The sequence below is a fragment of the Pseudobutyrivibrio ruminis HUN009 genome (assembly GCF_000703005.1).
Taxonomy (GTDB): domain Bacteria; phylum Bacillota; class Clostridia; order Lachnospirales; family Lachnospiraceae; genus Pseudobutyrivibrio; species Pseudobutyrivibrio ruminis_A.
In genome coordinates this window covers 1,471,182-1,494,043 of record NZ_JNLH01000001.1, presented here as the reverse complement: position 1 = coordinate 1,494,043, position 22,862 = coordinate 1,471,182, and the positions used below count along the sequence as shown (strand labels likewise).

22 protein-coding genes and 6 tRNA genes are annotated in these 22,862 nt (G+C 40.3%); 2 read left to right on the top strand and 26 right to left on the bottom strand.

Translation table 11 applies throughout. The features are described 5' to 3' along the window. Nucleotides 1-51: 51 nt before the first annotated feature. From xylB to BO15_RS0106795, 7 genes are all read right to left on the bottom strand, one after another. Nucleotides 52-1,509 carry a xylulokinase gene (gene xylB / locus BO15_RS0106825; protein ID WP_033153521.1) on the bottom strand — a complete coding sequence of 486 codons (1,458 nt, stop codon included), beginning with the start codon at nt 1,507-1,509 and terminating at the stop codon, nt 52-54. Between the two features lie 56 nt (nt 1,510-1,565). Beyond that, on the bottom strand, nt 1,566-3,050 hold the full coding sequence (locus BO15_RS0106820; RefSeq protein WP_033153519.1) for an L-fucose/L-arabinose isomerase family protein: 1,485 nt from the start codon (nt 3,048-3,050) through the stop codon (nt 1,566-1,568). Nucleotides 3,051-3,193: 143 nt separating this feature from the next. Beyond that, nucleotides 3,194-3,877 (bottom strand): zinc ribbon domain-containing protein, encoded by a 684-nt coding sequence (locus tag BO15_RS0106815; protein ID WP_033153517.1) that lies wholly within the window; start codon nt 3,875-3,877, stop codon nt 3,194-3,196. A gap of 125 nt (nt 3,878-4,002) precedes the next feature. Beyond that, nucleotides 4,003-4,977 carry a ribonuclease H family protein gene (locus BO15_RS0106810; protein WP_033153515.1) on the bottom strand — a complete coding sequence of 325 codons (975 nt, stop codon included), beginning with the start codon at nt 4,975-4,977 and terminating at the stop codon, nt 4,003-4,005. A gap of 2 nt (nt 4,978-4,979) precedes the next feature. Beyond that, nucleotides 4,980-5,810 (bottom strand): AraC family transcriptional regulator, encoded by an 831-nt coding sequence (locus BO15_RS0106805; protein ID WP_033153513.1) that lies wholly within the window; start codon nt 5,808-5,810, stop codon nt 4,980-4,982. Then, nucleotides 5,810-6,568, bottom strand: a complete 759-nt coding sequence (locus BO15_RS0106800; RefSeq protein ID WP_052169814.1) for a GNAT family N-acetyltransferase — start codon at nt 6,566-6,568, stop codon at nt 5,810-5,812. Before BO15_RS0106800 ends, BO15_RS0106805 begins: the two co-directional genes overlap by 1 nt. 10 nt (nt 6,569-6,578) lie before the next feature. Beyond that, on the bottom strand, nt 6,579-7,853 hold the full coding sequence (locus BO15_RS0106795) for a DUF6273 domain-containing protein (RefSeq protein WP_033153511.1): 1,275 nt from the start codon (nt 7,851-7,853) through the stop codon (nt 6,579-6,581). 189 nt (nt 7,854-8,042) lie between these two features. Between BO15_RS0106795 and BO15_RS0106790 the strand changes: the two genes are divergently transcribed. Continuing rightward, nucleotides 8,043-8,747, top strand: a complete 705-nt coding sequence (locus BO15_RS0106790; RefSeq protein WP_033153508.1) for a hypothetical protein — start codon at nt 8,043-8,045, stop codon at nt 8,745-8,747. A 115-nt stretch (nt 8,748-8,862) separates the two neighbouring features. Here BO15_RS0106790 and BO15_RS0106785 read toward each other — a convergent pair whose 3' ends face one another. The 4 genes from BO15_RS0106785 to BO15_RS0106770 are packed head-to-tail and all read right to left on the bottom strand — an operon-like array spanning nt 8,863 to nt 12,340. Next, a complete protein-coding gene (locus BO15_RS0106785) occupies nt 8,863-9,363 on the bottom strand; it encodes a shikimate kinase (RefSeq protein ID WP_033153506.1) in 501 nt (166 codons plus the stop codon). Nucleotides 9,364-9,397: 34 nt separating this feature from the next. Continuing rightward, on the bottom strand, nt 9,398-10,957 hold the full coding sequence (locus BO15_RS0106780; RefSeq protein ID WP_052169813.1) for a carbohydrate-binding domain-containing protein: 1,560 nt from the start codon (nt 10,955-10,957) through the stop codon (nt 9,398-9,400). Between the two features lie 12 nt (nt 10,958-10,969). Continuing rightward, complete coding sequence (locus tag BO15_RS0106775) at nt 10,970-11,641, bottom strand: DUF4956 domain-containing protein (protein ID WP_033153504.1); 672 nt, start codon at nt 11,639-11,641, stop codon at nt 10,970-10,972. Between the two features lie 21 nt (nt 11,642-11,662). Further along, entirely contained in the window at nt 11,663-12,340 is a 678-nt protein-coding gene (locus BO15_RS0106770) for a polyphosphate polymerase domain-containing protein (protein WP_033153502.1), read from the bottom strand. 180 nt (nt 12,341-12,520) lie between these two features. On the opposite strand from BO15_RS0106770, the gene BO15_RS0106765 reads away from it, so the two are divergent. Beyond that, nucleotides 12,521-13,078 (top strand): alpha/beta hydrolase, encoded by a 558-nt coding sequence (locus BO15_RS0106765; RefSeq protein WP_033153500.1) that lies wholly within the window; start codon nt 12,521-12,523, stop codon nt 13,076-13,078. A gap of 48 nt (nt 13,079-13,126) precedes the next feature. Here BO15_RS0106765 and BO15_RS0106760 read toward each other — a convergent pair whose 3' ends face one another. The 15 genes from BO15_RS0106760 to BO15_RS0106690 form a co-directional block, all read right to left on the bottom strand. Continuing rightward, nucleotides 13,127-13,495: a desulfoferrodoxin family protein gene (locus BO15_RS0106760; RefSeq protein ID WP_033153498.1), complete on the bottom strand. Its 369-nt coding sequence runs from the start codon at nt 13,493-13,495 to the stop codon at nt 13,127-13,129. A gap of 854 nt (nt 13,496-14,349) precedes the next feature. Beyond that, a complete protein-coding gene (locus BO15_RS0106755) occupies nt 14,350-15,210 on the bottom strand; it encodes a BRO family protein (protein ID WP_033153496.1) in 861 nt (286 codons plus the stop codon). Nucleotides 15,211-15,399: 189 nt separating this feature from the next. Then, a tRNA-Lys gene (locus BO15_RS0106750) sits at nt 15,400-15,472 on the bottom strand. Between the two features lie 52 nt (nt 15,473-15,524). After that, nucleotides 15,525-15,596: transfer RNA gene (locus tag BO15_RS0106745), tRNA-Gln, on the bottom strand. A gap of 46 nt (nt 15,597-15,642) precedes the next feature. After that, nucleotides 15,643-15,716 (bottom strand) — tRNA-His (locus tag BO15_RS0106740). A gap of 28 nt (nt 15,717-15,744) precedes the next feature. Continuing rightward, nucleotides 15,745-15,818 (bottom strand) — tRNA-Arg (locus tag BO15_RS0106735). A gap of 25 nt (nt 15,819-15,843) precedes the next feature. Beyond that, nucleotides 15,844-15,914, bottom strand: a tRNA-Gly gene (locus BO15_RS0106730). A 21-nt stretch (nt 15,915-15,935) separates the two neighbouring features. Further along, nucleotides 15,936-16,010: transfer RNA gene (locus tag BO15_RS0106725), tRNA-Pro, on the bottom strand. A gap of 303 nt (nt 16,011-16,313) precedes the next feature. Next, entirely contained in the window at nt 16,314-16,745 is a 432-nt protein-coding gene (locus BO15_RS0106720) for a flavodoxin (protein ID WP_033153494.1), read from the bottom strand. Nucleotides 16,746-16,779: 34 nt separating this feature from the next. After that, the gene (locus BO15_RS0106715) at nt 16,780-17,394 is read right to left on the bottom strand and encodes a DUF3793 family protein (RefSeq protein WP_033153492.1); all 615 of its coding nucleotides are present in this window, start codon (nt 17,392-17,394) and stop codon (nt 16,780-16,782) included. Between the two features lie 192 nt (nt 17,395-17,586). Then, nucleotides 17,587-17,943 carry an ArsR/SmtB family transcription factor gene (locus BO15_RS0106710; RefSeq protein WP_033153490.1) on the bottom strand — a complete coding sequence of 119 codons (357 nt, stop codon included), beginning with the start codon at nt 17,941-17,943 and terminating at the stop codon, nt 17,587-17,589. A gap of 11 nt (nt 17,944-17,954) precedes the next feature. Further along, nucleotides 17,955-19,826, bottom strand: a complete 1,872-nt coding sequence (locus tag BO15_RS0106705; protein ID WP_033153489.1) for a heavy metal translocating P-type ATPase — start codon at nt 19,824-19,826, stop codon at nt 17,955-17,957. A gap of 9 nt (nt 19,827-19,835) precedes the next feature. Further along, nucleotides 19,836-20,054 carry a cation transporter gene (locus BO15_RS0106700; protein WP_033153487.1) on the bottom strand — a complete coding sequence of 73 codons (219 nt, stop codon included), beginning with the start codon at nt 20,052-20,054 and terminating at the stop codon, nt 19,836-19,838. A gap of 118 nt (nt 20,055-20,172) precedes the next feature. Then, nucleotides 20,173-20,874, bottom strand: coding sequence for a GDSL-type esterase/lipase family protein (locus tag BO15_RS0106695; RefSeq protein WP_207641077.1), 702 nt, complete (start codon nt 20,872-20,874; stop codon nt 20,173-20,175). 802 nt (nt 20,875-21,676) lie between these two features. Then, nucleotides 21,677-22,858, bottom strand: coding sequence for an ABC transporter permease subunit (locus BO15_RS0106690; protein WP_033153483.1), 1,182 nt, complete (start codon nt 22,856-22,858; stop codon nt 21,677-21,679). Nucleotides 22,859-22,862: the final 4 nt, after the last annotated feature.

Genomic DNA, 22,862 nt, shown 5'->3' with positions numbered 1-22,862 from the left:
TTTGTCAATATAAATAAAATGGCGCTAGCATAGGAGCTAGCGCCTTATTTATTAGAATAAACTCTTTACTGTAGGATAAAGCTTCTTGAATTCCTGATAGCGTTCTTCGTATTTACGAATTAACTCTGGATCAGGCTCTACTGTTGTCTTTACCTTTACAAGCTTGTCGCAAGCCTCTTCTACAGTAGCATACTCTCCACAGCCAACAGCTGCAAGAATTGCGCCACCAAGTCCTGGGCCTTCCTCATTCTCCAAGATATCAAGCTTCAGATTCATAACTGATGCAATAATCTGCTGCCATAATGGAGACTTAGCACCGCCACCACAAATCTTGCTTCGCTCAATAACAATACCCTGGCTGCGTGCAACCTCAAGTGAATCACGAAGTCCAAAAGCTACGCCTTCAAGGACAGCCTGTGTCATATCCTCGCGAGTTGTGTCCATAGACATGCCGATGAACATAGCACGTGCATCTGGATTGTTGTGAGGGCTACGCTCTCCCATAAGGTATGGAAGATAGAATACTCGGTTCTCCCCAAGGTTCTTGATACCTGCCTGCTCTGCTGGGTAATCCTTTGTCTTAAGGATTTCATCCATCCACCACTTGTTGCAAGAAGCTGCAGAAAGCATGCATCCCATAAGGTGATATCCACCATCAGCATGGTCAAATGAATGAAGTGCATTTGCAGGGTCAACTGTAAAGTTCTTGCTTGAGATAAAGATTGTTCCAGAAGTACCAATTGAAAGATTGCACTTGCCCTCTCCGACTGTACCTGTACCAACTGCAGCTGCAGCGTTGTCACCAGCACCTGCAATAATCTTTACATCATTTGTAAATCCAAGCTCTGCTGCAACCGCTGGCTTAATTGTGCCAACTACTTCATAGCTCTCGTAAAGCTTAGGAAGCTGAGACTCAGAAACATGGCAGATATCCATCATTTCCTTGCTCCAGCATCTGTTCTTAACATCAAGAAGAAGCATACCGCTGGCATCAGAATAATCTGTGCAGAAGCTTCCGGATAGCTTGTAAGCCAAGTAGTCCTTTGGAAGCATAATCTTTGCTACCTTAGCCCAAAGCTCTGGCTCATTTTCCTGCATCCAAAGAATCTTTGGAGCGGTGAAGCCTGCGAATGCAATATTTGCAGTGTAAGCAGAAAGCTTGTCCTTTCCAATTACGTTGTTGAGATACTCTGTCTCTTTTCCTGTACGTCCGTCATTCCAAAGAATTGCAGGACGAATGACATTGTCATCTGCATCAAGTGTTACAAGGCCATGCATCTGACCACCAAAGGAAATACCTGCCACCTGGCTCTTATCAACCTCTGCTGTAAGTTCCTTCAAGCCAGCCATAGACTGAGCCCACCAATCCTCAGGCTTCTGCTCAGACCAGCCTGGATGCGGGAAGCTAAGGTCATATTCCTTTGAAACTATTTTCTTGATATCACCGTTGCCTTCCATGAGAAGAAGCTTTACAGCCGATGTACCAAGATCAACTCCGATATAATACATAACTATAATCTCCTATTCCAAAAATGGCTGGCCGAAGCCAGCCATTTTTTAACTAATTATGCGAATGGATTCTCTGTAGGATAACGTACGCCTGCAGGCTGGTTGTATCCGATTTCATCTACCTCTACTCCGATGTACTTGAATACTTCGTATAGAGCCTTTCCATAGTGACCGAATGCAACTGCTCCGTGATGTGGGAATCCCTTTTCGATTAACCAGTGACGATAGAAGCGTCCCATTTCTGGAATAGCAAATACACCGATTGAACCGAATGACTTAGTACGTACATCAAGAACCTCGCCCTGTGCGATGTAAGCACGAAGGATGTTGTCTGCTGTAGACTGAAGTCTGTAGAATGTGATTTCACCTGGAGCGATATCGCCTTCAAGTGTTCCGTTTGTAACCTCTACAGGAAGTGTACGAGCCATAATCTTCTGGTTCTTCATCTCGCAGAATGCAAGCTTCTTAGAGCATGTATTTCCGCAGTGGAATCCCATGAATGTATCCTGAAGTGTGTAGTTTGTCTTACCCTTGATTTCCTCGTTGTACATATCCTTTGGTACTGAGTTGTTGATATCAAGAAGTGTAACGATATCTTCTGAAACAACTGTACCGATGAACTCTGAAAGACATCCGTAGATATCAACCTCGCAAGATACAGGAATGCCTTCACCTGTTAATCTTGAGTTTACATAGCAAGGAACGAAACCAAACTGTGTCTGGAATGCAGGCCAGCACTTGCCAGCGATTGCTACGTATTTACGATATCCCTTGTGATCTCTTACCCAATCCTTAAGTGTAAGCTCGTACTGAGCAAGCTTTGCAAGAACCTCTGGCTTCTTGTTTCCAGCGCCAAGTTCTTTTTCCATATCTGCAACAACCTCTGGAATACGGCTGTCACCTTCATGCTTATTAAATGCTTCGAAAAGATCAAGCTCTGAGTTCTCCTCAATTTCAACACCAAGGTTGTAAAGCTGCTTGATTGGTGCATTACAAGCAAGGAAGTTAAGTGGACGTGGTCCAAAGCTGATAATCTTAAGATCTGAAAGTGCGATTACTGCACGAGCGATTGGCTCGAACTCATGAATCATATCAGCGCAATCCTCAGCATCACCTACTGGATACTCTGGGATATAAGCCTTGATGTTACGAAGCTGTAAATTGTAGCTAGCGTTGAGCATACCACAGTAAGCATCTCCTCTACCATCAAGAAGGCTGTTGCCTGACTCTTCTGCTGCTGCAATAAACATCTTTGGTCCTTCAAAGTGCTTTGCAAGAAGTGTCTCTGAAATTTCTGGACCGAAGTTTCCAAGATATACGCAAAGTGCGTTACATCCTGCTTTCTTAATATCCTCGAGAGCCTGTACCATGTGGATTTCGCTCTCTACTATACAAACTGGGCACTCATAGATGTGCTCTGCACCGTACTTCTTTGTATAAGCCTCAATAAGTGCCTTTCTTCTGTTTACTGATAAGCTTTCTGGGAAGCAGTCACGAGAAACTGCTACTACACCAATTTTTACATTTGGCATGTTGTTCATTGTAATTACCCTCCTTTAAATAACGCGGCTCCTTTTACAAAAATAAAGCCCCCAAAACGTTTTCGATAATCAAATGATATCAAACAAAACACTTTGGAGACTTTTAAATCTTTACTATGTGATGTCAATTTTTTGACATATATTTAGTTAACATATACATCGCGTCTGTTGTTGAAGTATGTACGGTTTACAAAAATCATAACGATTGAAACAACAATTTGAGTAATTGTAGTAGCATCACCCGCAAATGTGCCAAGAATAATTGTAGCACCAATTATATAAATAATTGATAATACAGACTGAACACCATACATTAAGCAAACTAAAGTGCCTGCCTGCTTCTTGCGCTTGATGATAGATAGTGCTGTCACAACGCCCAATGCAACAGTAGCAAGTAAACAAATTCCGTAAAGAACATCTAACACTTTAAGACCTGTGAAGAAGCTATAAACAAGATCTGCATCCTCACCATAAATTAATCCAGTAATAAGTGCAATACCAGAACCAAGATTTACAAGTGCGCCTGCCCACAAAGCAAAATATCCAAGGAAGTTTGCCCATTTCAAACCAAGGACTGGCTGTGGTGTGTAATACTGTGTTGAACCATCAAACTGTGGTGCTGGATTAATAGGAGCACTAGCCTGTGCTGCGCTGTTAGCCTGTGCTGCGCTGTTAGCCTGTGCTGCGCTGTTAGCCTGTGCTGCGCTGTTAGCCTGTGCTGTCTCGTTTACCTGAGCTGTATCATTTGCCTGTGCTACAGGATTACCGCAATTTGGGCAAAATAGTGTGCCCTCTTCTAACTGTGTACCGCATGAACTACAAAACATATTATTTCCCTCTTTTCTTTTATTTTAGATTTGAATTCGTCCTTCAAATCTGTTTGATGAAATTATAATATACTATATCACGATGAATATCAATACCCAACTTTAAAAGTATTGTATAAATACCATTAATTCTTATAATCCGCTAATCTATCGGAAACTCCATTCAAAAATTCTGCCATTTCAAAGGAGATTTTTGGAATATCCTGGGATTCATATACAGCCTTTCCCTTAGTAGCTTTTGCTTTGTCCTTGTAAGCTGCATGCTCTGATGGCACATAAAGAAAGTTAATTTCCAGGCCTTGCTTCAAGTATTGTAAGCTGGCGTTTATAAATATCTGAAGCATATAATCATCCATCTTATGGATTTTCTTGAAGGCTCCAGAGAAATATTTTGCTGGAAGATTGTTATCCTGATAAATGTGGATTTGTTTCAATCCCAGACGAGCTGCTATATACATAGCAAACAATGCCGCGAGCTCCTCTCCTGCCACATTTGATGCTCTAAAGAGCCAATCAAAATCTGTGCCCCTTTCAAGGGCATATCTGTATAAGCTGAATTTAGATTCCTCAGCATTATAGAAAACTACACCAAAGAGAATTCTAGTGCTTTCGAAATTGGCACCCACTTTGTCGCCACCACCATCTACAAAGGCAATATTGTACTCAGATGTAAGACTATCAAAATCACATCCATAGCGAGCCATCAAAGTCTTTACATCCTCATTTGCGCTAATGTCATCAATAGAAACTAGCGATGCAAATGCAGTCTTGAAGGCTTTTGTAATAAGCGCCACCTTGTCAATGCACTGCTCCTTAATCTGGGCATCAAGAATGTTGTATTTGCCTCCATCCTCTACAGTTACCTTTTGAAGATTCTGGAAAGCATCAGCTGCAGTCACAATATCATTTTTAACAGTTGCAGATTTAGCAGCTCCGCTACTTACAGAGCCTCCTTTCATAAAAGCCTCTGCCTCTGCCATAGATGTAAAGCCCTTAAACACAGGCCCCTTGAAGCCATCAACCTGAGCCTTAGCCTCATCCCATGTGTTATAAATTCCAGGTTTTCTACCTACTCTGACTGCATATACTTTCTTCGCCATTATTATTCATTACTCCTTCTGTACTCGCTGGGGAGCACTCCGTATTTATCTCTAAATGCATTTGAAAATGCCTTTGAATTTGGGAATCCATTTCCCAATGCAATATCTACAATCTGGCCATTTGTTTCTTCTAATTCCCGGACTGCATGCTCTAATCTAATTCCAAGCAAATAGTCTTTAAAATTGATTCCAGCATGCTTTTGAAACATTCTAGAAAGATATGATGGAGAATAGTTAAACTGCTCTGCCATTGATTCCAAAGATATACTCTCAGCATAATGGTCCTTCATATATCTTGTGATATTTGAAAGCTTCTTCAACTGCTTACTGTTCTTAAGTATTTCTTCATTAACATTGAACTTACGATATTTTGTAACCAAAATATAAAGAAGCTCATAATACAAGCTAAGAACCTGAAGCTTATTGGCTTCTTCTCCATTTGTATAAATAAGATACATTTCCTGCAAAAGTGTAAACACACGATGATCTGTTTCTCTGTCTCCATGAGAAAACCAAATAAACTGCTCATCTGTAAAATACTCCGCAAATGTATCCTGTGGAATCTGCAATACCACCGTTTTATTAACATCTGGAGCTGCTATACTATGAACCTCATTGCTATTAACTATGACAAACTCGCCACCGTTAAGAGGAAAACGCTTTTCTTGGAGAGTAAATTCCAATCTGCCCTCCCATACAGCGAAAATCTCGATTGAACGGTGCCAGTGTTTTTCCCTTACATAATTTCCATTCTGACCTTCAAAAGCAAAAAGCTTAAATGGAAGCCCCTCATCAGTCACCACTACTTCATGCTGATAATTTTTTAAATCCATTACAAAATCTCCCTAAAATACCTACAATCTCCATCCGTTTCGTATCCCGCAATAACGAAACCGAGTTTTTCTAATAAATGTCTGCTGGCCACATTTTCAGGATCACATCTTGCAATTAAGCTTGTGAGCCCATATTCATCCCTAGCCAGTTCCATTATCTTTGAGCAAACCTCATAGGCCAGTCCCTGCTTCCATCTGCTGGATGCAATAGCGAAGCCCATTTCTGCCTGGTTTTCTCTGTCGCAGGATTCCCGCACTTCTATACCTGCTCTACCTATTAATTTACCTGTGAATCTGTCGAAAATCAACCACATTCCAAAGCCATATAGCTTGTAAATGTATTCTATATAATTTTCCTCGTACTGCTTTTCTTCATCGTATTCAAAAAGCGGTTCCATATAGTCAGTCATATGTGGTTCAGAATACAATTCAAAGAGTGCATCCAAATCAGCCATCCCAAATTCACTTATAAAGCACCGCTCCGTATATGCGATATCCCATGGTATGCCGGCACATCGTCTGTAGATGTTCTCAAAATCGTCATCTTCTATTTCATCCACATCAATCAGTACCTGCGAACAGTGGATAGGCTGTGCCCCCTCATCTTCGTATGCCGCCACCGGTATGTGCCTGACTGTGCACTCATCAACAACAGCCTGGCTATTAGTCAGCACCAAAGTGCCAGGCTCATAGTCAGGCTGTAAATCTGTCAAATTATTTATAATTACTTTTCTTTTAAGGAATCTTTCCTGTGTCACGCCTCTACTCCTAGGTCACATCAACACGGCATGTCATGGTATAAGTCTTGCCATTTGATTTCTTCATTCTTACAGTCAATGTTCCAGTTCCTTTGCCAACGGATGTAATCAGTCCATTTGAATCAACAGTGAACACGCTGGCATCTGAAGATTTATAAGTAATATTATACTTCTTATCTGTACTGTTTAAGTAATCAAGGTCAATTGCAACCTGAGCAGTGCTGCCATTACTCATAGAGTATGACGCATCATCCGGCAAAGTAATATTACCTATATTGGTACCATTATTGGCATATTTCTTTGACGAAGTAGCCTTTGCTGTAGATGTGGATGTCGATGCGCTACTAGAGCTATTTGCTGCACTTGTCTGGTTCGATGATGTATTATTGCTTGTAGTATTATTTGATGTTTCTTTTTTAGCCGAGTCTGTTGTAGATTTATCTGTCGACTGGTTATCAGAAGTAACAATAGTATCGCTAGAAGATGTATCTGTATTTTCTTCTGCTTCCGCAGCCTTTTCCTCGTCAGTCTTACCAAGCTTTACATACATAGCTGGTCTGATTCCATCACCAAGATAATAGTACTTTCTTTCGATGAGCTTCTTTGCATCATTTACAAACAGTCCCTGAGCCGGATCATCATAAGCGTTTGTTCTAAGAGGCCATGTGTTGCTGGTCTCGTATTTCATAGTATCCTTGTACTCTGTGTACTCATCTGAAGAAAGGAAGAAAATATAATCAGAAGTTGTACTCTGATTGTTGTAAATATTCATATTAAGAGAGTTCTTAACATTTCCAGCAAGATAATAAGCATCCAAAGTAGTGTCATGATAGAAATTCATAAGACTTGTCTGGGCTGCTTCCTCAGTAAGAGAAGTCTTCTGAATAGTTGCCTTTTCAGCATCTGTAAAACACTGATCATAGAAAATCTGATTAAGCCAGCCTCTCCAGTAGTTGTCTTCCCATCTAACATATCCAGCACTTGTCTTAGAATCGTTATACATCTTGTTAATTGAATCTCTATAGGCAATAACTGAGTTTGAATGAAGTGTCTTTCTTGAAACAATAAGGGCAACCTTTGTAGTATCGTCATATGTAAGAATTGTCCAGTTGATAATGTTTCCATCCAAGGTTCCAAAGGCAATATCATCACCTTCTGCATATGTTCCTGAGGATTTCTTTTTGGCAGCATCTGCCTGTAGTGACAAACCAAGGACTGCTACTCCCATAAATACGGCCAGCGAAAAGGCCAATATCTTTTTTGAAACTCTGATTGCTCTTCTCATATATTTAATCTCCTAACGCAGAATTTTGTGCATAATTTCCTTTATAGTTTTATAGTAATATCGGCCTTTTTCAAAGTCAAATAAATATTGTAAAATTAACAAATTTATCATCTTTGATAATTGTAAATTTCAAATTCAGTTGATATACTATCCTTCTGTAAATGTTATATCGAGTTTTAAGGAGACATAATGACAAAGAAAGAAATGTTTAAAATGTTGCACGATGAAGAACCTGTTCTTCGTGCAGAAATTACTGCATTGTACTCAGTTCTAGATCATAAGCTGGGGCTCCACGGTGCAGAAGTTCCAATCACCTTTGGAATGGATGAAAAAGCTCTTGGTTCTTATCTTCCACCTTCATATGATGATGAAGAACAATTCCAGTTTTCACTATTTTTCATTGGCTTTTGCTTAAATGAGCAGCTTTCAAAGGCCGATCGAATCAATTTATATAAGCATGAATATGCACACTACATGACACGTCACATCAGCATCCCAAGCGAATACACATGGCAGCCAGGAGTTCACGGCAGTGCATGGAAATACTGCTGCAGCCTTATCGGCGCCATCCCTGCAGACTACTACGTAGAAGGTCAGAGCCTCAAAAAGGTGGACTATGATTCAGTTTTAAAGCGTCCTACAGTAGACCACAAGCAGGTTCAGATGCTTGATACTTATCGCACACAGCGCGCTTACAAAAATATGGAAAATTCGAAAATACGATATGAAGTAGGCGATGTTGTTTCTCATCCAAAATTTGGAGAGGGAACAGTCAAAGAAATTGAAAAGCAGCCATCATCTGTACGTCTCCACATCTTATTCGGGGACGAAGTAAAGATTATCGATCAGAAGTGGCTTGTAAAAACTGGCTACAAAAAAGTTTCAGAAAGCTAATATCATATTAAACAAAAAGTCCTGTTACACTAACAATCCTATGATACTGTCTTGTCGGCTAACACGCCTCCTTGACAGTACATAGAGATTGATAGTTACAGGACTTTTAAACTATCTATTCAGATATTTTTTCTAGCACCGCATCAAGTGTTTCCTCGAGGCCGAGGCCACCCTCATCTACGGTAACATCTGCATATTTTTCATACAGCGGAATTCTTTCATCATAGAGAGACTTAAGATTCTGCCCGTCTTTTAGAACAACCCCGCGGCCCTTTAGGCTGCCGAGGCGACTATCAAGTGTTTCATAATCAAGCTTAAGATAAACAATAGTTCCAATTTCCTTTAGGTGCTCCATTGCCTCTGCACCATAGATAACACTACCACCAGTTGCAATAACTGTTTTGGTTGAAGAAATGCTAGCATTAACATCATTTTCTATTTTAAGAAAACCATCCACGCCTTCATCGGCTATGATTTCCTTAAGCAAACGTTTTTCCCTCTTTTGGATAAGCAAATCCGCATCTACGAATTCAAATCCAAGTTCCTTTGCCAATACAACACCCAAAGTACTTTTGCCAACACCTGGCATACCAATTAGAACTATGTTTTCTTTCATTTTAATTATGTCTCCTAATCATTCACTATAAATGTTAGGGGTATTGTACACGATTTCCTTTTCCAGCGCCACCCATAGGGCCCATTTGGTTCTCGCCATCCATCTGACCTAGTCCACCCATTTGGCTCATACCACCTGCAGTTGCTTCGCCAACAGTAGTTACCACATCTTCAAGTGTAACTGTCTCGGATTCATCACCTATGCAGATTGTATAGGTTTCACCTACAGTTAAATCCGGACTACTAATATTAATTGAAGAGAAGCTATATGGAACTTCCCATGAAATAATTTCATTTCCATCTGCATCTACAACCGAAACTGTAGTTCCAGCTTCCATGGAAGCGCTAGTTGTGTAAAGTATAGATGCCTGTGTGGATGTACTATCAAAGGATTCTGCCATACCGCTACTTCCAGCAGCAATAATTGTTCCTCCTGTGATTACTGCAACACCACCATTTTCACTTGCGTAGTCAATCGCGTTATTCATTCCGCCATCAGTTAGACTTACAAAGATCGTACCACCTGATATACTAATATCACCGTTAGAATCAATGCCATCTGCGTCACTACCACCTTCGTTAAAAATTCTTAGTGTTCCACCACTTATGCTAATGTATGTTTCTTCTTCCTCTGTATCAGACTCTTCTGACTCTACAGTATCTTCTGGGACTTCACCCATGTTCATACGCTGGCCGCCTCCTTGGCCCATGTCGAACTCTTCAGAAGAACCTCCATTGGCATTCAAACCATCATCAGTTGAATAAATGGTGATATCACCATCTTCTATTTCAATGATTACAGCCTCTATTCCCTCATAAGAATTACTTATAAGAATTGTGCCTCCGCCAATGTATACACTGGTATCGCAATTAATGCCATCATCTTCAACATCAATAGTAATATCTGCATCTGTTATATTCAGAGCATCATTTGCTTTCAAGCCATCACCAGGAGCAGTTACCGTAATTGTTCCACCTGTGATAATCAAATCATCCTTTGAAACAATACCGTGTGAATAGCTTGTTGTAACAGTCAAGCTACCGCTTCCATTTATTGTCAAATCATCGTGAGAGAAAATAGCTCCATCTATATCATCTTCCACTGCTTCCTCTGAATACTCGCTGCCAGTTTCAATTGTGTTTTCAGAGCCTTCTGCCAAAGTTAAAAATACCTTGTCTGCCTGCTCCACAATTATTCCTGCATCGTCTTCGCAGTAAATATCTACCCCATCAAGCATAATCCATACCTTTGAATAATCCTCAGCAGCAACAACGATGCTTCCATCAGTAAGCTCTCCACTTACCACATAATATCCAGATTGTGCAATGTACACATTACCATCATTTACATAAGCTCCTGACCCCGAAACAGTTATGTCTTCTCCTTCTAAAGTAATTACTGTCGCCTCGGAAGTATCCCAGTCACCATCCATATCATTGGTTGTAAAATATGAAGATGTGGTGGTTTTTTCAGCATCCTCATCAACCACCACTGTAAGTCCAAGCTTCTCGCCGTTCATAAATAAAACCGTCAGGATGATGGCCAGTATCAAGACCACTACGCAGATGATGTCAATTCTTTTATTAGTTGACATAATCTGTCCTCCTTATCCCATGTAATCGCCGTTATAGCTTACAAGTACTGCACTTTCCACTCCTGTCATATCAGATAACTGGTTAATGAAATCTGTGTTGTCTTCCTTGAGTCTGATTTCAAGATTCAGTTCAATCTCACCCTTTCTAGCAGTCTTGCTCTTAACCACACACTTAGTTGTCTTCTCGTTTAAATACTGCATTGCTTCCTTCTCTGTAAGAGAATCCTCACAGCGAAGGACTACGATATATGGATTAACATTTGATTTACGATTCGCAAATACGGTAATCATTACACCGATAATCACACTACCAAATACTGCAAGTGGAATCATTCCTGCTGCAAGTACAATACCTGCTGCAATTGCCCAGAAAAGAAAAGCTATATCAAGAGGCTCCTTGATTGCTGTTCTAAAACGAACGATTGATAAGGCACCGACCATACCTAACGAAAGAACTACGTTACTGGTTACCGCCAAGATAACGAATGTCGCAATCATTGTAAGAGCTACTAAAGTCACTCCGAAATTTGATGAGTACATAACTCCTGCGTATGTCTTCTTATAAATAAAGAAAATAAATAAACCAATTGCAAATGATAATGCCATAGCAATTACCATATCTAAAACTGTTACGCTTGTTACATTGCTTAAAAAGCTTGATTTAAAAATATCGCTAAATGTCATAATCTTCACTCCTTCTATCTATTAACCGTATATCCTGCACTGTGCATATTTTGAAAATGCCTGCACTCTAGTCCCTGGGATTTGTACTGCATCTCTTATTATTTCTGGCAGATATGCATCCCATTTGACCTCCAATATAATTGGAGCGTCGCCCGCTGGAATTGTTACACATTCTGGATTTAAGAAATCCGTTCTATTCATCCCCGTTCTTATGTCATAATCTAATGTAACTCTTACATTTCCAGGTCCATATACAAATGGCTCTCTGGTGTAATCTACTATGGTCATAGGTCTCATTCCCTGATATCGCATCTTGCAATACAGCTCCTGAATCAGTGAATATGGGGAATCAATCATCCAATCAATATCTCCATCCACTATCTTCTGTGCCTCTTCCGCTGTCAATGGAGCATGGTATTTCGTACCAAGACCGTTGAGTTTACTTTTCTTTTCAAGGTGGATTATTCTAGTATCGAAGTTATAATATCTTATGCGAAATTTCTCTCGCATGTTCACCCCATCCACTTTTTCACGAAGTGCTTTGTCATTCAGATTATCGAAATAAAGACTTCTTATAAGATATTTTCCGTCGATTGTATGTGGATCAGGTATCGCTATAGCTGACATTCTTTGCCTTATTGTTAGCAAGTCTGCGTAGGTTATAGCGTGTTTCCATTCATGCCTATACCTCTTTTCCATAATTCACTCCTATCTGCTGCTATTTTTGTATCATTTAGCGGTATATTAATCCCGTCAAGTGTGCGCAACATGATTGCAATGTGAACAAATCGGTACAGGTTTTGTGTTTTTTTGTTTTTCTAAGTACTTTTATTGCTATAATAGATTCGTAGAATTTTTCTTATTAATGAAAGGAACACTATGGATAAGAATTTAGCTGTTATATTTCCAGGAGTTGGATATCACTCAGATAAACCACTTTTGTACTATTCAAAGAAGCTTGCCAAGAATCATGGCTATGAAATAAAAGAAGTAACTTATACATTTTCAAATGATTTAGATTCTATCAAGACAAATGCCGCTCAGGCTGAGGCTGCAATCAATGAGGCTCTCACACAGGTAGTTGAGCAGTTAAAAGATATAGACTTTTCTTCCTATGATAATGTTGTCTTTATTGGAAAAAGCATTGGTACAGCTATCGCTGCCAAATACGCCTTTGACTATGGCATCGAAGCTGAAAGCATTATCTTCACACCTATCGAAATGACATTTGCATACATCAATGCCTGCGAAGGTTTTGTTTTCCACGGAAGCAAGGATCCTCTTTGTGATACTGATATGTGCGTCCAGCTTTGTGATGAACTTTCAATCACATATGCCGTCATCCCAGATGCAAACCACTCTTTAGAGACCGGTGATGTTGATACAGATATTCAAAACCTTCATAGAATAATGAAAATAGTAGATGGATTATTTTAACAAAAAAAGAGCTTTGGGCACCCCCAAAGCTCTTTACTATTATTAACATTATGATTTCCATAATCCGTGTAAGTTGCAATATGCATAAGCTGCAACTAACGAATCGCCATCTGTAAGAGCGAACTGAGCGCATGGCTTCTGACCTGGCTCGAGAACCTTTCTCTGAGCTCCCTGCTTTGTTTCGATAGCAATCCACTCAATGTAGTGCTCTGGAGCCATTGGATGCTCTACAGAACCAACCTCTACAGTCACCACATTTCCCTCTACCTTGCATACAGGAACATGCTTTTCAACTGCACCATCAGAAGTACCAGGAACAAGCTCCTTCATCTTCTGACCACAGCAAGACATTGGAGCACCGGACTCCTTAACCATGCCTACAAAATTACCGCAAACCTCGCATACATAAAATTTCATACCTAGCCTCCTTTTACAAGCTACTCCCCAAACTTAGCTTCATTGTATCATATAGCAATCTAATAGTCTCTATCTACACAAAAACCTCACATATTATTGTGCGAAATATAGTTGTGTTAGTGGATTGGCTAGTAGTAAGCTGTGATAATTGAATTCTGATACCCAATCTTTTTGAATTAAGTTTTTAATTGCAGAATTCTCTACTCAACTAATTCAGATTGCACTAGTCAACTAAAAGTAGACACTTTGTCTTACTTTTAGTTGACTAGTGCACAAGTATATCTACAAGAAAAAAAAACCTTCAGACGAATCTGAAGGCTTTTTGTGCTTAGGCTGAGGAGGCTTGAACGCATCTAGGTCTCAAAAAATATTGAAAGAAAGGCATTTGTTGCCTCTGCATTTATAAGTTAAACCTGACAATTTATTACAATCTCTTTTTTTCTATACTCTTAAAAAATGTTTTTTCAATTCATTAGGCTTATAGAAGAACTGCTTTTCTCCTTTACTGAGTCTCCCTTCCTCACTCTTAATTTTTAACAAATCAAAAGAACATATATTATGAAAGACAAACGTAACTAGATAATAAGCATTAAAGTCCTGTGTCTTGCCAAAATCTCCAGATTCATCAATAAATATACTTAATTCTTACATTTAAAAACTCCTAAAAAAATGACGGGAAATTCTTCCCGTCTACGGTGAACCAAAGAGCTTTCGCCCAGTTCACTATTATATTAACAAGTCATTTCTTCTATTGCAAGAAAAGCTTTCAAGAAGATTCGAACATACCATATTTTTGAGTGATTCTATTCTTTTCTAAGGCAAAAATTTCCACACAATATTTCCCTTATTAATAATCAATCCTCATCTATTTCAGAAACAGCCTCTATCAACTGTGTTACAGCCTCATTCAATTGAATTGCATTCTGACTTGTTATGATTGATTTACCTGTTTCTTGTTCTATCTCACGTCTCGCGTTTCCTGCAACACTGCCACCCTTTTGAGCAATCTTTTGATTTTCTTCTAACCCACTAGGATTATGTACCTTTGTAAGCTCAGTTGTAGTAGCCTCAGCCAGCATATTAAGAGCTAATTCAAGGGTGGACATATTATCTCTTAGATTTTCTTTCTTTTGGCCTTTAAGATTCTTATACTGTCTAGTACTCATTCCAGACCAAGCTCTGGTAACTTCATCTGTCAAAATAGCAAATTCTCTGCCCTGTTCCACACCATGGGCTTTCCACTGATCTGTTAGTTCTTTTCGTGCTCTAATTGTCTGTAACCTTTGATTAATCCAATCAGCATCATATCCCAGTTTAGAATATGTTTCTAAAGCTCTATCAATCGTAAGCTCTGGGTCAATGGTCTCCTCTATTCTCTCTCTACCAACTTGAGCTAACCACATTTTAAAAGGTTCCGCTTTTTTTGATGGGATAGATTGAATAATACGGAGTAACTGTTCAGTATTTGCCACGTCAGTATTATATCTTTTCCCATCTTTGGGAGACTTTAATTTCAGTTGGTGACATTTTGTCACCAACTCACTTCCCTCATCTTTAAGTCTTTGTTTTAACTTATTCCAATATTTCCTACCATCAGCACTTTCCGTTAAAACTTGACACACATCTACAATCGAAAAATACCATTCTTCCTCTTCTTCAACCCATGCAGTTCGAATTGGTTGATTTTCAAATAATTCTAGCTTATCATCTGCCATATTAAATACTCTCTTTCCCTTTTTCTATTTTTCTCAATTGTAACTCAGATATATGTCCATATATAATCCCACATATGCGTCACACATGCTTTTTTCTCAACGCTTTTTTCTCAACTTTTATATAATAATCTTACTATAGATACATACAAGAAAAAAGCCTTCAGACTAATCTGAAGGCTTTTCATTTGCTGAGGCTGAGGAGGCTCGAACTCCCGACAACCTGATTAAAAGTCAGGTGCTCTACCAACTGAGCTACAACCCCATATTAAATTGGTATGCGACTATTTCCAAAAGAAAAAGGCATAGACTAGAAACTGGGCTAGCTGGATTCGAACCAGCGAATGCCAGAATCAAAATCTGGTGCCTTACCGCTTGGCGATAGCCCAACAAAGGACTTAATTGCCCTTATTCAATTTGTTGCTATCGCAACAGGGTGGGTAGAGGGGTTCGAACCCTCGACCTTCGGAACCACAATCCGACGCGCTAACCAGCTGTGCCACACCCACCATACTGATAAAATATAAACCGTATAAGTGTGCCAGAAGGGATTCGAACCCCCGACCCACGGCTTAGAAGGCCGTTGCTCTATCCAGCTGAGCTACTGACACATATGCAACATATTAGAAATTAAAAAGCGGGTGATGGGAATCGAACCCACGTATTCAGCTTGGAAGGCTGATGTTCTACCATTGAACCACACCCGCATAAAATAATTAATTTCCAAATCGGGGTGACAGGATTCGAACCTGCGACCCCCTGGTCCCAAACCAGGTGCTCTAGCCAAACTGAGCCACACCCCGAAATAATTCGTTCTGCGTTTGTTGCGTTTCTCTCTCGCGAACAATAGAGAGTATATATGAGAATCAAGGCTTTGTCAACATCTTTTTCAAAATTAAATTGTTAGATTTTATCACGAAATATCAGATATTCCGACATCTTTTATCTGTGGCATAAACCATCTAAAATTTGCCTTCGGTAAAGGCTGCTCCAGAATAATTTACCTCCAGGCACTGGCATACCTGGAGGCTGTAAAAGGAGTCTAATAACTTCCCCAAGAAACCCGGTTAGAAACTCAGGGAAAGGAAATAAGCTAAAATATGAAATTAAACTGCTGCTAAAGCTTTACCAAGCTCCTGGCATGCAGCTTCTGCTGCTCCGTCTGGAGCGTCCTGGCAAATAACGCCTTCGCCGTTTACTACTGTTGCGCCTGCTGCTGTCATGCGATCAACCCAGTCGCGCATCCACTGACCATCTCCCCAGCCGTATGAGCCGAAAAGACCGATTGTCTTACCGGAAACGAAGCCCTCTAAATCTGTAACAAATGGCTCCATCTCACTTTCCTCAAGAACCTCAGCGCCCATAGCTGGACATCCAAGTGCAAATGCCTTTGCGTTCTTAAGCTCATCTATAGAAGCATCACCAACATATACTACGTTAGCTTCACCGCCTGCTGCTGTAACACCAGCACCTACAGCGTTTGCCATACTCTCTGTATTACCAGACTGTGACCAAAATACAACATTAACCTTACTCATGACTTTAATCTCCTTTAAAATAAGATATTTTGACTTAAACTGCCAAGGATATGACAGGCTTTGCATACGTATTTACGATATCTTTCAATGAATATCCTTTAAATACCATGCGAACCATATCATCTTTTACAATGTCAAATTTTTCAAATAACTTCTGTGCCTCAGTCGCATTTTTGTAAACCTTCCAATACCCCGACAGCACAAATCCGTCTCCTCCGTTTTGAATGAAGCCTACTACATCACAAAGCGGATATCCGAGGAACACTCCCATCTCATGAGGGAAATCATCCCTTTTATGAACATAAGAATCGTATCGATTCTGGAAATTTCGAAGTAAATACCCAAAGGCATCTGTACGATATCCATAAGAGGAAAGAAATTCCTTTACCTCTGGCTTTGCAAGGTAGCTTATGAGCTTATCCCTATTAAAAACCAAAAAGATAACTCGATGTCTATCGTACACGAGGCGATACCCCAACAAGCCTGAATGCCTAAGAACAAATCTAACCTTATCTTCCTGATCTTTCGGAACTATAAGAAGATTTGAAGTTTTAAGGCCAGCTAATGTGGGAGCACACTGCAATACAACTTGCAACTCTACACATCGCCTGTCCATGGCACATATCATTTCAAATACTTCTTCGCACATAATGTTAGCTTCCTGTTCATATTTTAGTTAGCTTTCGCTAACTGTGGTTATCTTATACTAATAGAAGTTTGAAGTCAATACTTTTTTCACATTTTTTTCTTATTGATAAATTGTTTCGTTACAGCCTAAAAATTCAATAAAAAAGCCCCCTGTTCTTCTAAGAAAGAACAAGGGGAAATATCCTTTAATGTATTATTCTAAGATGTGATTCAGGCCTTGTGCCATAATGGTAACCACATGCTCATCTGCCAAACTATAATAAATCTGCTTGCCCTCGCGACGGCTCTTTACAAGCTTATTGGTACGAAGAATCTGCAGCTGATGTGATACAGCTGATTGTGTCATGCCAAGAGCTTCTGATATATCACATACGCAAAGCTCTGCCTCGAATAAAGCAATCAGGATTCGTACCCTGGTACTATCACCAAAAACCTTGAAAAGCTCTGCCAAATCGTATAAGACATCCTCATCAGGCAAATCGTCAAGTACATTTGCTACCAATTCTTTATGTACACACTGCTCTTCACAGCATTCTGCATGTTTAACCATTGTCAAACCTCCTAAATGTTCTTCACACGTAATGCGCGGATTGCGTTGAGAACTGCAATAACCATAACACCAACGTCTGCAAAAATAGCATACCACATATTTGCAATACCAAGCGCACCAAGTATCAAGCATAATACCTTAATTCCGATGGCAAAGTAAATATTTTCATATACTATACGCATACATTTTTTAGCAATTCCAATTGCCTTTGAAATCTTCATTGGATCGTCGTCCATAAGAACAACATCTGCGGCTTCAATAGCTGCATCACTACCAAGAGCACCCATGGCAATACCGATATCTGCTCTTGAAAGGACAGGTGCATCATTGATTCCATCACCAACAAAAATCAACTGCTCCTTCTCAGATTTGGAAGCCAAAAGCTCCTCCACCTTCTGAACCTTATCCCCAGGTAATAATTCAGAGCAAACACTATCAAGACCTAAATCCTTTGCAACAATATCTGCTACACTCTTGCTATCTCCAGTAAGCATGACTGTCTGTCTAATGCCAACTCGCTTCATGTTTTCGATAGCCGCCTTTGATGTAGCTTTTATCTCATCAGATATAAGGATGTAGCCTTTATACTGGCCATCAATGGCTATGTAAATAACTGTACCTGGCTCGCTAGCCTGGTTGAAAGCTGTGTCAACAGAAGCCATAAGCTTCTCATTTCCTGCATTTACAGTCTTTCCAAGAACTGTAGCTCTGATTCCATGTCCAGAGATTTCCTCCACATCAGTAACGTCGTTTGTATCGATAGGCTTGCTGTAAGCCTCTTTTAAGCTGCGTGAAATTGGATGATTTGAGTATACCTCAGCCATAGCAGCATACATCAAAAGCTCATCCTCTGATATATCATTTGGAACAATCTTTGTAACCTTGAATACGCCCTCAGTAAGTGTACCTGTTTTGTCCATAACAGCGATTTTTGCCTTTGAAAGCATATCAAGATAGTTTGACCCTTTTACTAGAACACCTTCCTTGCTGGCACCACCGATTCCTGCAAAGAATGTAAGTGGAATACTGATAACAAGTGCACATGGGCAACTGATAACAAGGAATGTAAGGGCTCTATAAATCCACTGTCCCCAGTTAGGCTCCGCACCAATGATAAGAGAAATAACTGGTGGAAGTACTGCAAGTGCTACCGCTGAATAACAAACAGCTGGTGTGTACACTCTGGCAAATCTGGAAATAAAGTTCTCTGGCTTTGATTTCTTGGAAGATGCATTCTCCACCAAATCGAGAATCTTTGAAGCTGTAGATTCGCCGAACTCCTTTGTAGTGCGGATAGTGAGAACACCTGACATATTGATACAACCGGAAATAACTTCATCCCCAGGCTTTGCGCTTCTAGGCACGCTTTCACCGGTGAGTGCCGCAGTATCAAGAGTAGCTGTACCGTCAATAACCACGCCATCGATAGGTATCTTTTCACCAGGCTGAACGATGATTTCACTTCCGATTTCTACTTCGTCTGGATCAACCTGTGTAAGCTGACCATCCACCATTATATTTGCAAAATCAGGCCTAATATCCATCAGCTGTGAAATGTTTCTTCTGCTCTTTCCAACAGCATATGACTGGAATAATTCACCAACCTGATAGAATAGCATAACCGCTACGCCTTCGGTGTATTCCCCAAGTGCCATGGCGCCAATAGTGGCAACAGCCATAAGGAAATTCTCATCAAAGACCTGCTTATTTTTAATTCCCTTAAATGCCTTCTTTAAAATATCGTAACCAATAGTAAAATATGGAATCAAAAACAGCACAAAGCGGATCCAGCTGCCCTCTTCCAAAGGAAGCAACAACAGGATAGCCATCATCAAAGCCGCTGCAATTATTCTGATTAGTACCTTCTTCTGCTTTTTGTTCATATCAAACTCCTATAAAAATATCTCGCAATCGTCCTCTACCTTCTTGCAGTTCTTAAGAACTTCTGCCATAACAGCCTTAACATCTGCGCCTTCTTCGAACTCAACGTTCATCTTAAGTGCCATAAAATTAACTGTAGCATCAGCAACGCCTGCTGTCTCCTTAGCAGCCTGCTCCATCTTGTTTGCACAGTTTGCACAATCTACGTCGATTTTGTAAGTTTTCTTCATGATATTTTCCTCCGTCCCCCATTGGGTTTTCTCTAAAATGAATATATGAATGATTGTTCATATGTTTGATTAAAATATAAACCTGTAGGCATATAATGTCAACAGGTTTTATTGAAAATTATTTTAAATTAGAATACACCTCATCAGCTATAAGCTCATATCCATTTGCATTAAAGTGAATTCCATCAGTATAAAGCTCATCCTGGCCCTCAGTAAGCTGATACAAATCAATCACTTCTACCCCAGTCTCCGATGCAACCTTTTCAACGATTCCTCCCAGCTCGTCAGCTACAACTGCAGGCTGAATATCATACTCAGCCACATCACTTCCATCCAATGAATAGCAATAAGGGCTACGCATCAAGTACACTGTAGGCTTAGTATCAAGCTGCTGATATGACTCCACAAGCTCCTTCAAGCCAGCCTCATAGTCTGATGCATTCCAGTTATAAGTCTTTGTATCATTTGTTCCAAGCATAAGCACAACGATATCAGGCTTAGACTTCAGAGACTGCTGATACTCCTCCGACTCCACATATGGCAAATCCCCAGATGCAGATGCCGTAGCATTGCGCAATCCAAAATTTGAAACAAGATGATCTGTCCCCATCTTTATCTGCAGCTGTGCTGGATACGCATCCGTCTCCCTGGTCTTTAGCACTCCACTTCCATAGGTAAGACTATCGCCCACGCAGGAAACCCTAATCCTCTCATCCTTGCCCCCAAAGAAGCCCGAATTAAAAAGCACAAAAAACACCAGTACAACCGCCGCCAGTAATATAACCATTTTCCTCTGTAAGAATCCTTTTATTATTTCCATACCTAAAATATTAGCACTCTTGGCCGCGATATTCAAAACAAACTAGCCCCGCAGCCTTGCTCTCCGCCTATTTATATTTGCCCACAGGCCCCGCCGGCCCCAGCCACCCCATCACCATGCCCTACCGGAGGTATCATTGGAGCTGATTTTTGGATTACCTTAATGTGTAAAGTCGCCCATATGTAGGTGTACTTACGAAGCTTTTACTATTCGAAGGTAATGTATGGGTGGGACGGACAATGTAGTTTATATAATCATCTAGTCTTAACTAGTCTTTGTATTATTACTTTTGCTACTCCGCTCACCAAGAATAATTAAAAAACAGGTTTTGTATACATAAGCACCGCCCTTAAACTCAGTCCATTTCGTTGTCGGGCTTTCGGCGCCGTCCATGGCGCCTCATGCTTATCTATTACAAAACCTGTTTTTATTATTCTACGTTCACTCCAAAGCAAATAGTAATTAATACAAAGCTAGCTTAAGACTGATGATTACTAAGTGTAGTGTTTGTCCGTCTCCACCCATACATTAGCGATAGAATTGTAAAACTTTGTAAGAACACCTACTAATAAATATGGGCGACTACACATTTAGATAATCCAAAATCTGCGACGTACCTCCGGTAGGGCATGGCGATGGGGTGGCCGGGGCCGACGTGGCTAGGGGTCTGTGGGCAGGTGTTACTTGGGAGGGCAAGGCTGTGGGGCCAGACAACGCAAAAGCTCGCGGCCAATGGGAGGTCGCGAGCTTTTAGTTATAATAACATTAAGAGAATATAATGAAGAAAATAAAATCTTATGTATTACTTTGTTGCGCTTTTCTTGTTGTTGAGGATTTCGAAGACTACGGCTCCGAGAAGTACTACGCCCTTAACAACCTTCTGCCAGTTGGCATCGATGCCCATGAGGGACATACCAAGGTTGATTACACCGATGAGAGTAGCACCAACAATCATTCCGAATACTGTACCTGATCCACCGTATGCAGATACACCACCAACTACGCAGGCTGAGATGGCATCCATCTCGTAGTTTGTACCAGCTGTAGAGTTTGCAGCCTGGAAACGAGCCATTGTAAGGAATGCAGAGATAACTGTAAGTACAGCCATGTTTAAGTATGCGATAAACATGATTCTCTTTGTATCGATACCTGAAAGTCTTGTTGCCTCTGAGTTACCACCGATTGTGTAGAAGTAACGTCCGATATCTGTCTTTGATGTAATAAAGCTGTAGATAAGCACGATTACTGCTACCCAGATGAGTGAGTATGGTACACCACCTGCAAGTGAGAACTTGTATGCAAAGAGCATGATGACGAAGTCGATAAGTACGCACTTAACAATAACTGCTGTAAGGCTGTCTGCAACGTAACCCTTCTTAAGCTTGTTTGCACGAGATCTGAAAAGAAGAACTACTACGATGATTGAAGCGATAAGTCCGATTACAATACTTGTCATGTTGTACTGAACGCCACCGATTCTTGGACCACCGAAGAGGTCATTCATCTTGCCAGAGAATAATGCACAAAATTCTGGTGGAAGTGGGCTGATGTTTGATGAACCGTTAAGTAATGCAACGCCCCATCCACGAAGTGCAAGGAAACCTGCAAGTGTAGCAATCCATGGTGGAATATTGATGTAAGCAATTACATAGCCAAGTAAGCATCCATAGATGATTCCGATGAGGAGCATTACAAGGATTCCAACTGGAGTTGAAGCACCCATGTTAACCATTACTTTTGCTCCGATGATACCTACTAAACAAACAAATGAACCGCAGGAAAGGTCGATATTACCACCTGTTAACATACACATCAACATACCTGTTGCAAGAACATATACGTATGCGTTTTGTGTAATCAATGCGTTGAACTGGCTAGGCATAAGCATTGTGCCATTAGTTGTAAAGTTAAAGAAGAGAACAACCAGGACCAGAACAATGAGCATTGTGTTTTCTTTCAATATTTTAAAAATCTTGTCTTTCACTTTT

Bases quoted from the DNA above. Each gene is read 5' to 3' on its own strand.
- BO15_RS0106815 (WP_033153517.1), bottom strand. From the start codon at position 3,877: ATGTTTTGTAGTTCATGCGGTACACAGTTAGAAGAGGGCACACTATTT.
- BO15_RS0106715 (WP_033153492.1), bottom strand. From the start codon at position 17,394: ATGTGCGAAGAAGTATTTGAAATGATATGTGCCATGGACAGGCGATGT.
- BO15_RS0106820 (WP_033153519.1), bottom strand. From the start codon at position 3,050: ATGAACAACATGCCAAATGTAAAAATTGGTGTAGTAGCAGTTTCTCGT.
- BO15_RS0106700 (WP_033153487.1), bottom strand. From the start codon at position 20,054: ATGAAGAAAACTTACAAAATCGACGTAGATTGTGCAAACTGTGCAAAC.
- BO15_RS0106720 (WP_033153494.1), bottom strand. From the start codon at position 16,745: ATGAGTAAGGTTAATGTTGTATTTTGGTCACAGTCTGGTAATACAGAG.
- BO15_RS0106790 (WP_033153508.1), top strand. From the start codon at position 8,043: ATGACAAAGAAAGAAATGTTTAAAATGTTGCACGATGAAGAACCTGTT.
- BO15_RS0106695 (WP_207641077.1), bottom strand. From the start codon at position 20,874: ATGGAAATAATAAAAGGATTCTTACAGAGGAAAATGGTTATATTACTG.
- BO15_RS0106810 (WP_033153515.1), bottom strand. From the start codon at position 4,977: ATGGCGAAGAAAGTATATGCAGTCAGAGTAGGTAGAAAACCTGGAATT.
- BO15_RS0106785 (WP_033153506.1), bottom strand. From the start codon at position 9,363: ATGAAAGAAAACATAGTTCTAATTGGTATGCCAGGTGTTGGCAAAAGT.
- BO15_RS0106710 (WP_033153490.1), bottom strand. From the start codon at position 17,943: ATGGTTAAACATGCAGAATGCTGTGAAGAGCAGTGTGTACATAAAGAA.
- BO15_RS0106705 (WP_033153489.1), bottom strand. From the start codon at position 19,826: ATGAACAAAAAGCAGAAGAAGGTACTAATCAGAATAATTGCAGCGGCT.
- xylB (WP_033153521.1), bottom strand. From the start codon at position 1,509: ATGTATTATATCGGAGTTGATCTTGGTACATCGGCTGTAAAGCTTCTT.
- BO15_RS0106755 (WP_033153496.1), bottom strand. From the start codon at position 15,210: ATGGCAGATGATAAGCTAGAATTATTTGAAAATCAACCAATTCGAACT.
- BO15_RS0106765 (WP_033153500.1), top strand. From the start codon at position 12,521: ATGGATAAGAATTTAGCTGTTATATTTCCAGGAGTTGGATATCACTCA.
- BO15_RS0106770 (WP_033153502.1), bottom strand. From the start codon at position 12,340: ATGGAAAAGAGGTATAGGCATGAATGGAAACACGCTATAACCTACGCA.
- BO15_RS0106805 (WP_033153513.1), bottom strand. From the start codon at position 5,810: ATGGATTTAAAAAATTATCAGCATGAAGTAGTGGTGACTGATGAGGGG.
- BO15_RS0106760 (WP_033153498.1), bottom strand. From the start codon at position 13,495: ATGAAATTTTATGTATGCGAGGTTTGCGGTAATTTTGTAGGCATGGTT.
- BO15_RS0106775 (WP_033153504.1), bottom strand. From the start codon at position 11,641: ATGACATTTAGCGATATTTTTAAATCAAGCTTTTTAAGCAATGTAACA.
- BO15_RS0106795 (WP_033153511.1), bottom strand. From the start codon at position 7,853: ATGAGAAGAGCAATCAGAGTTTCAAAAAAGATATTGGCCTTTTCGCTG.
- BO15_RS0106780 (WP_052169813.1), bottom strand. From the start codon at position 10,957: ATGTCAACTAATAAAAGAATTGACATCATCTGCGTAGTGGTCTTGATA.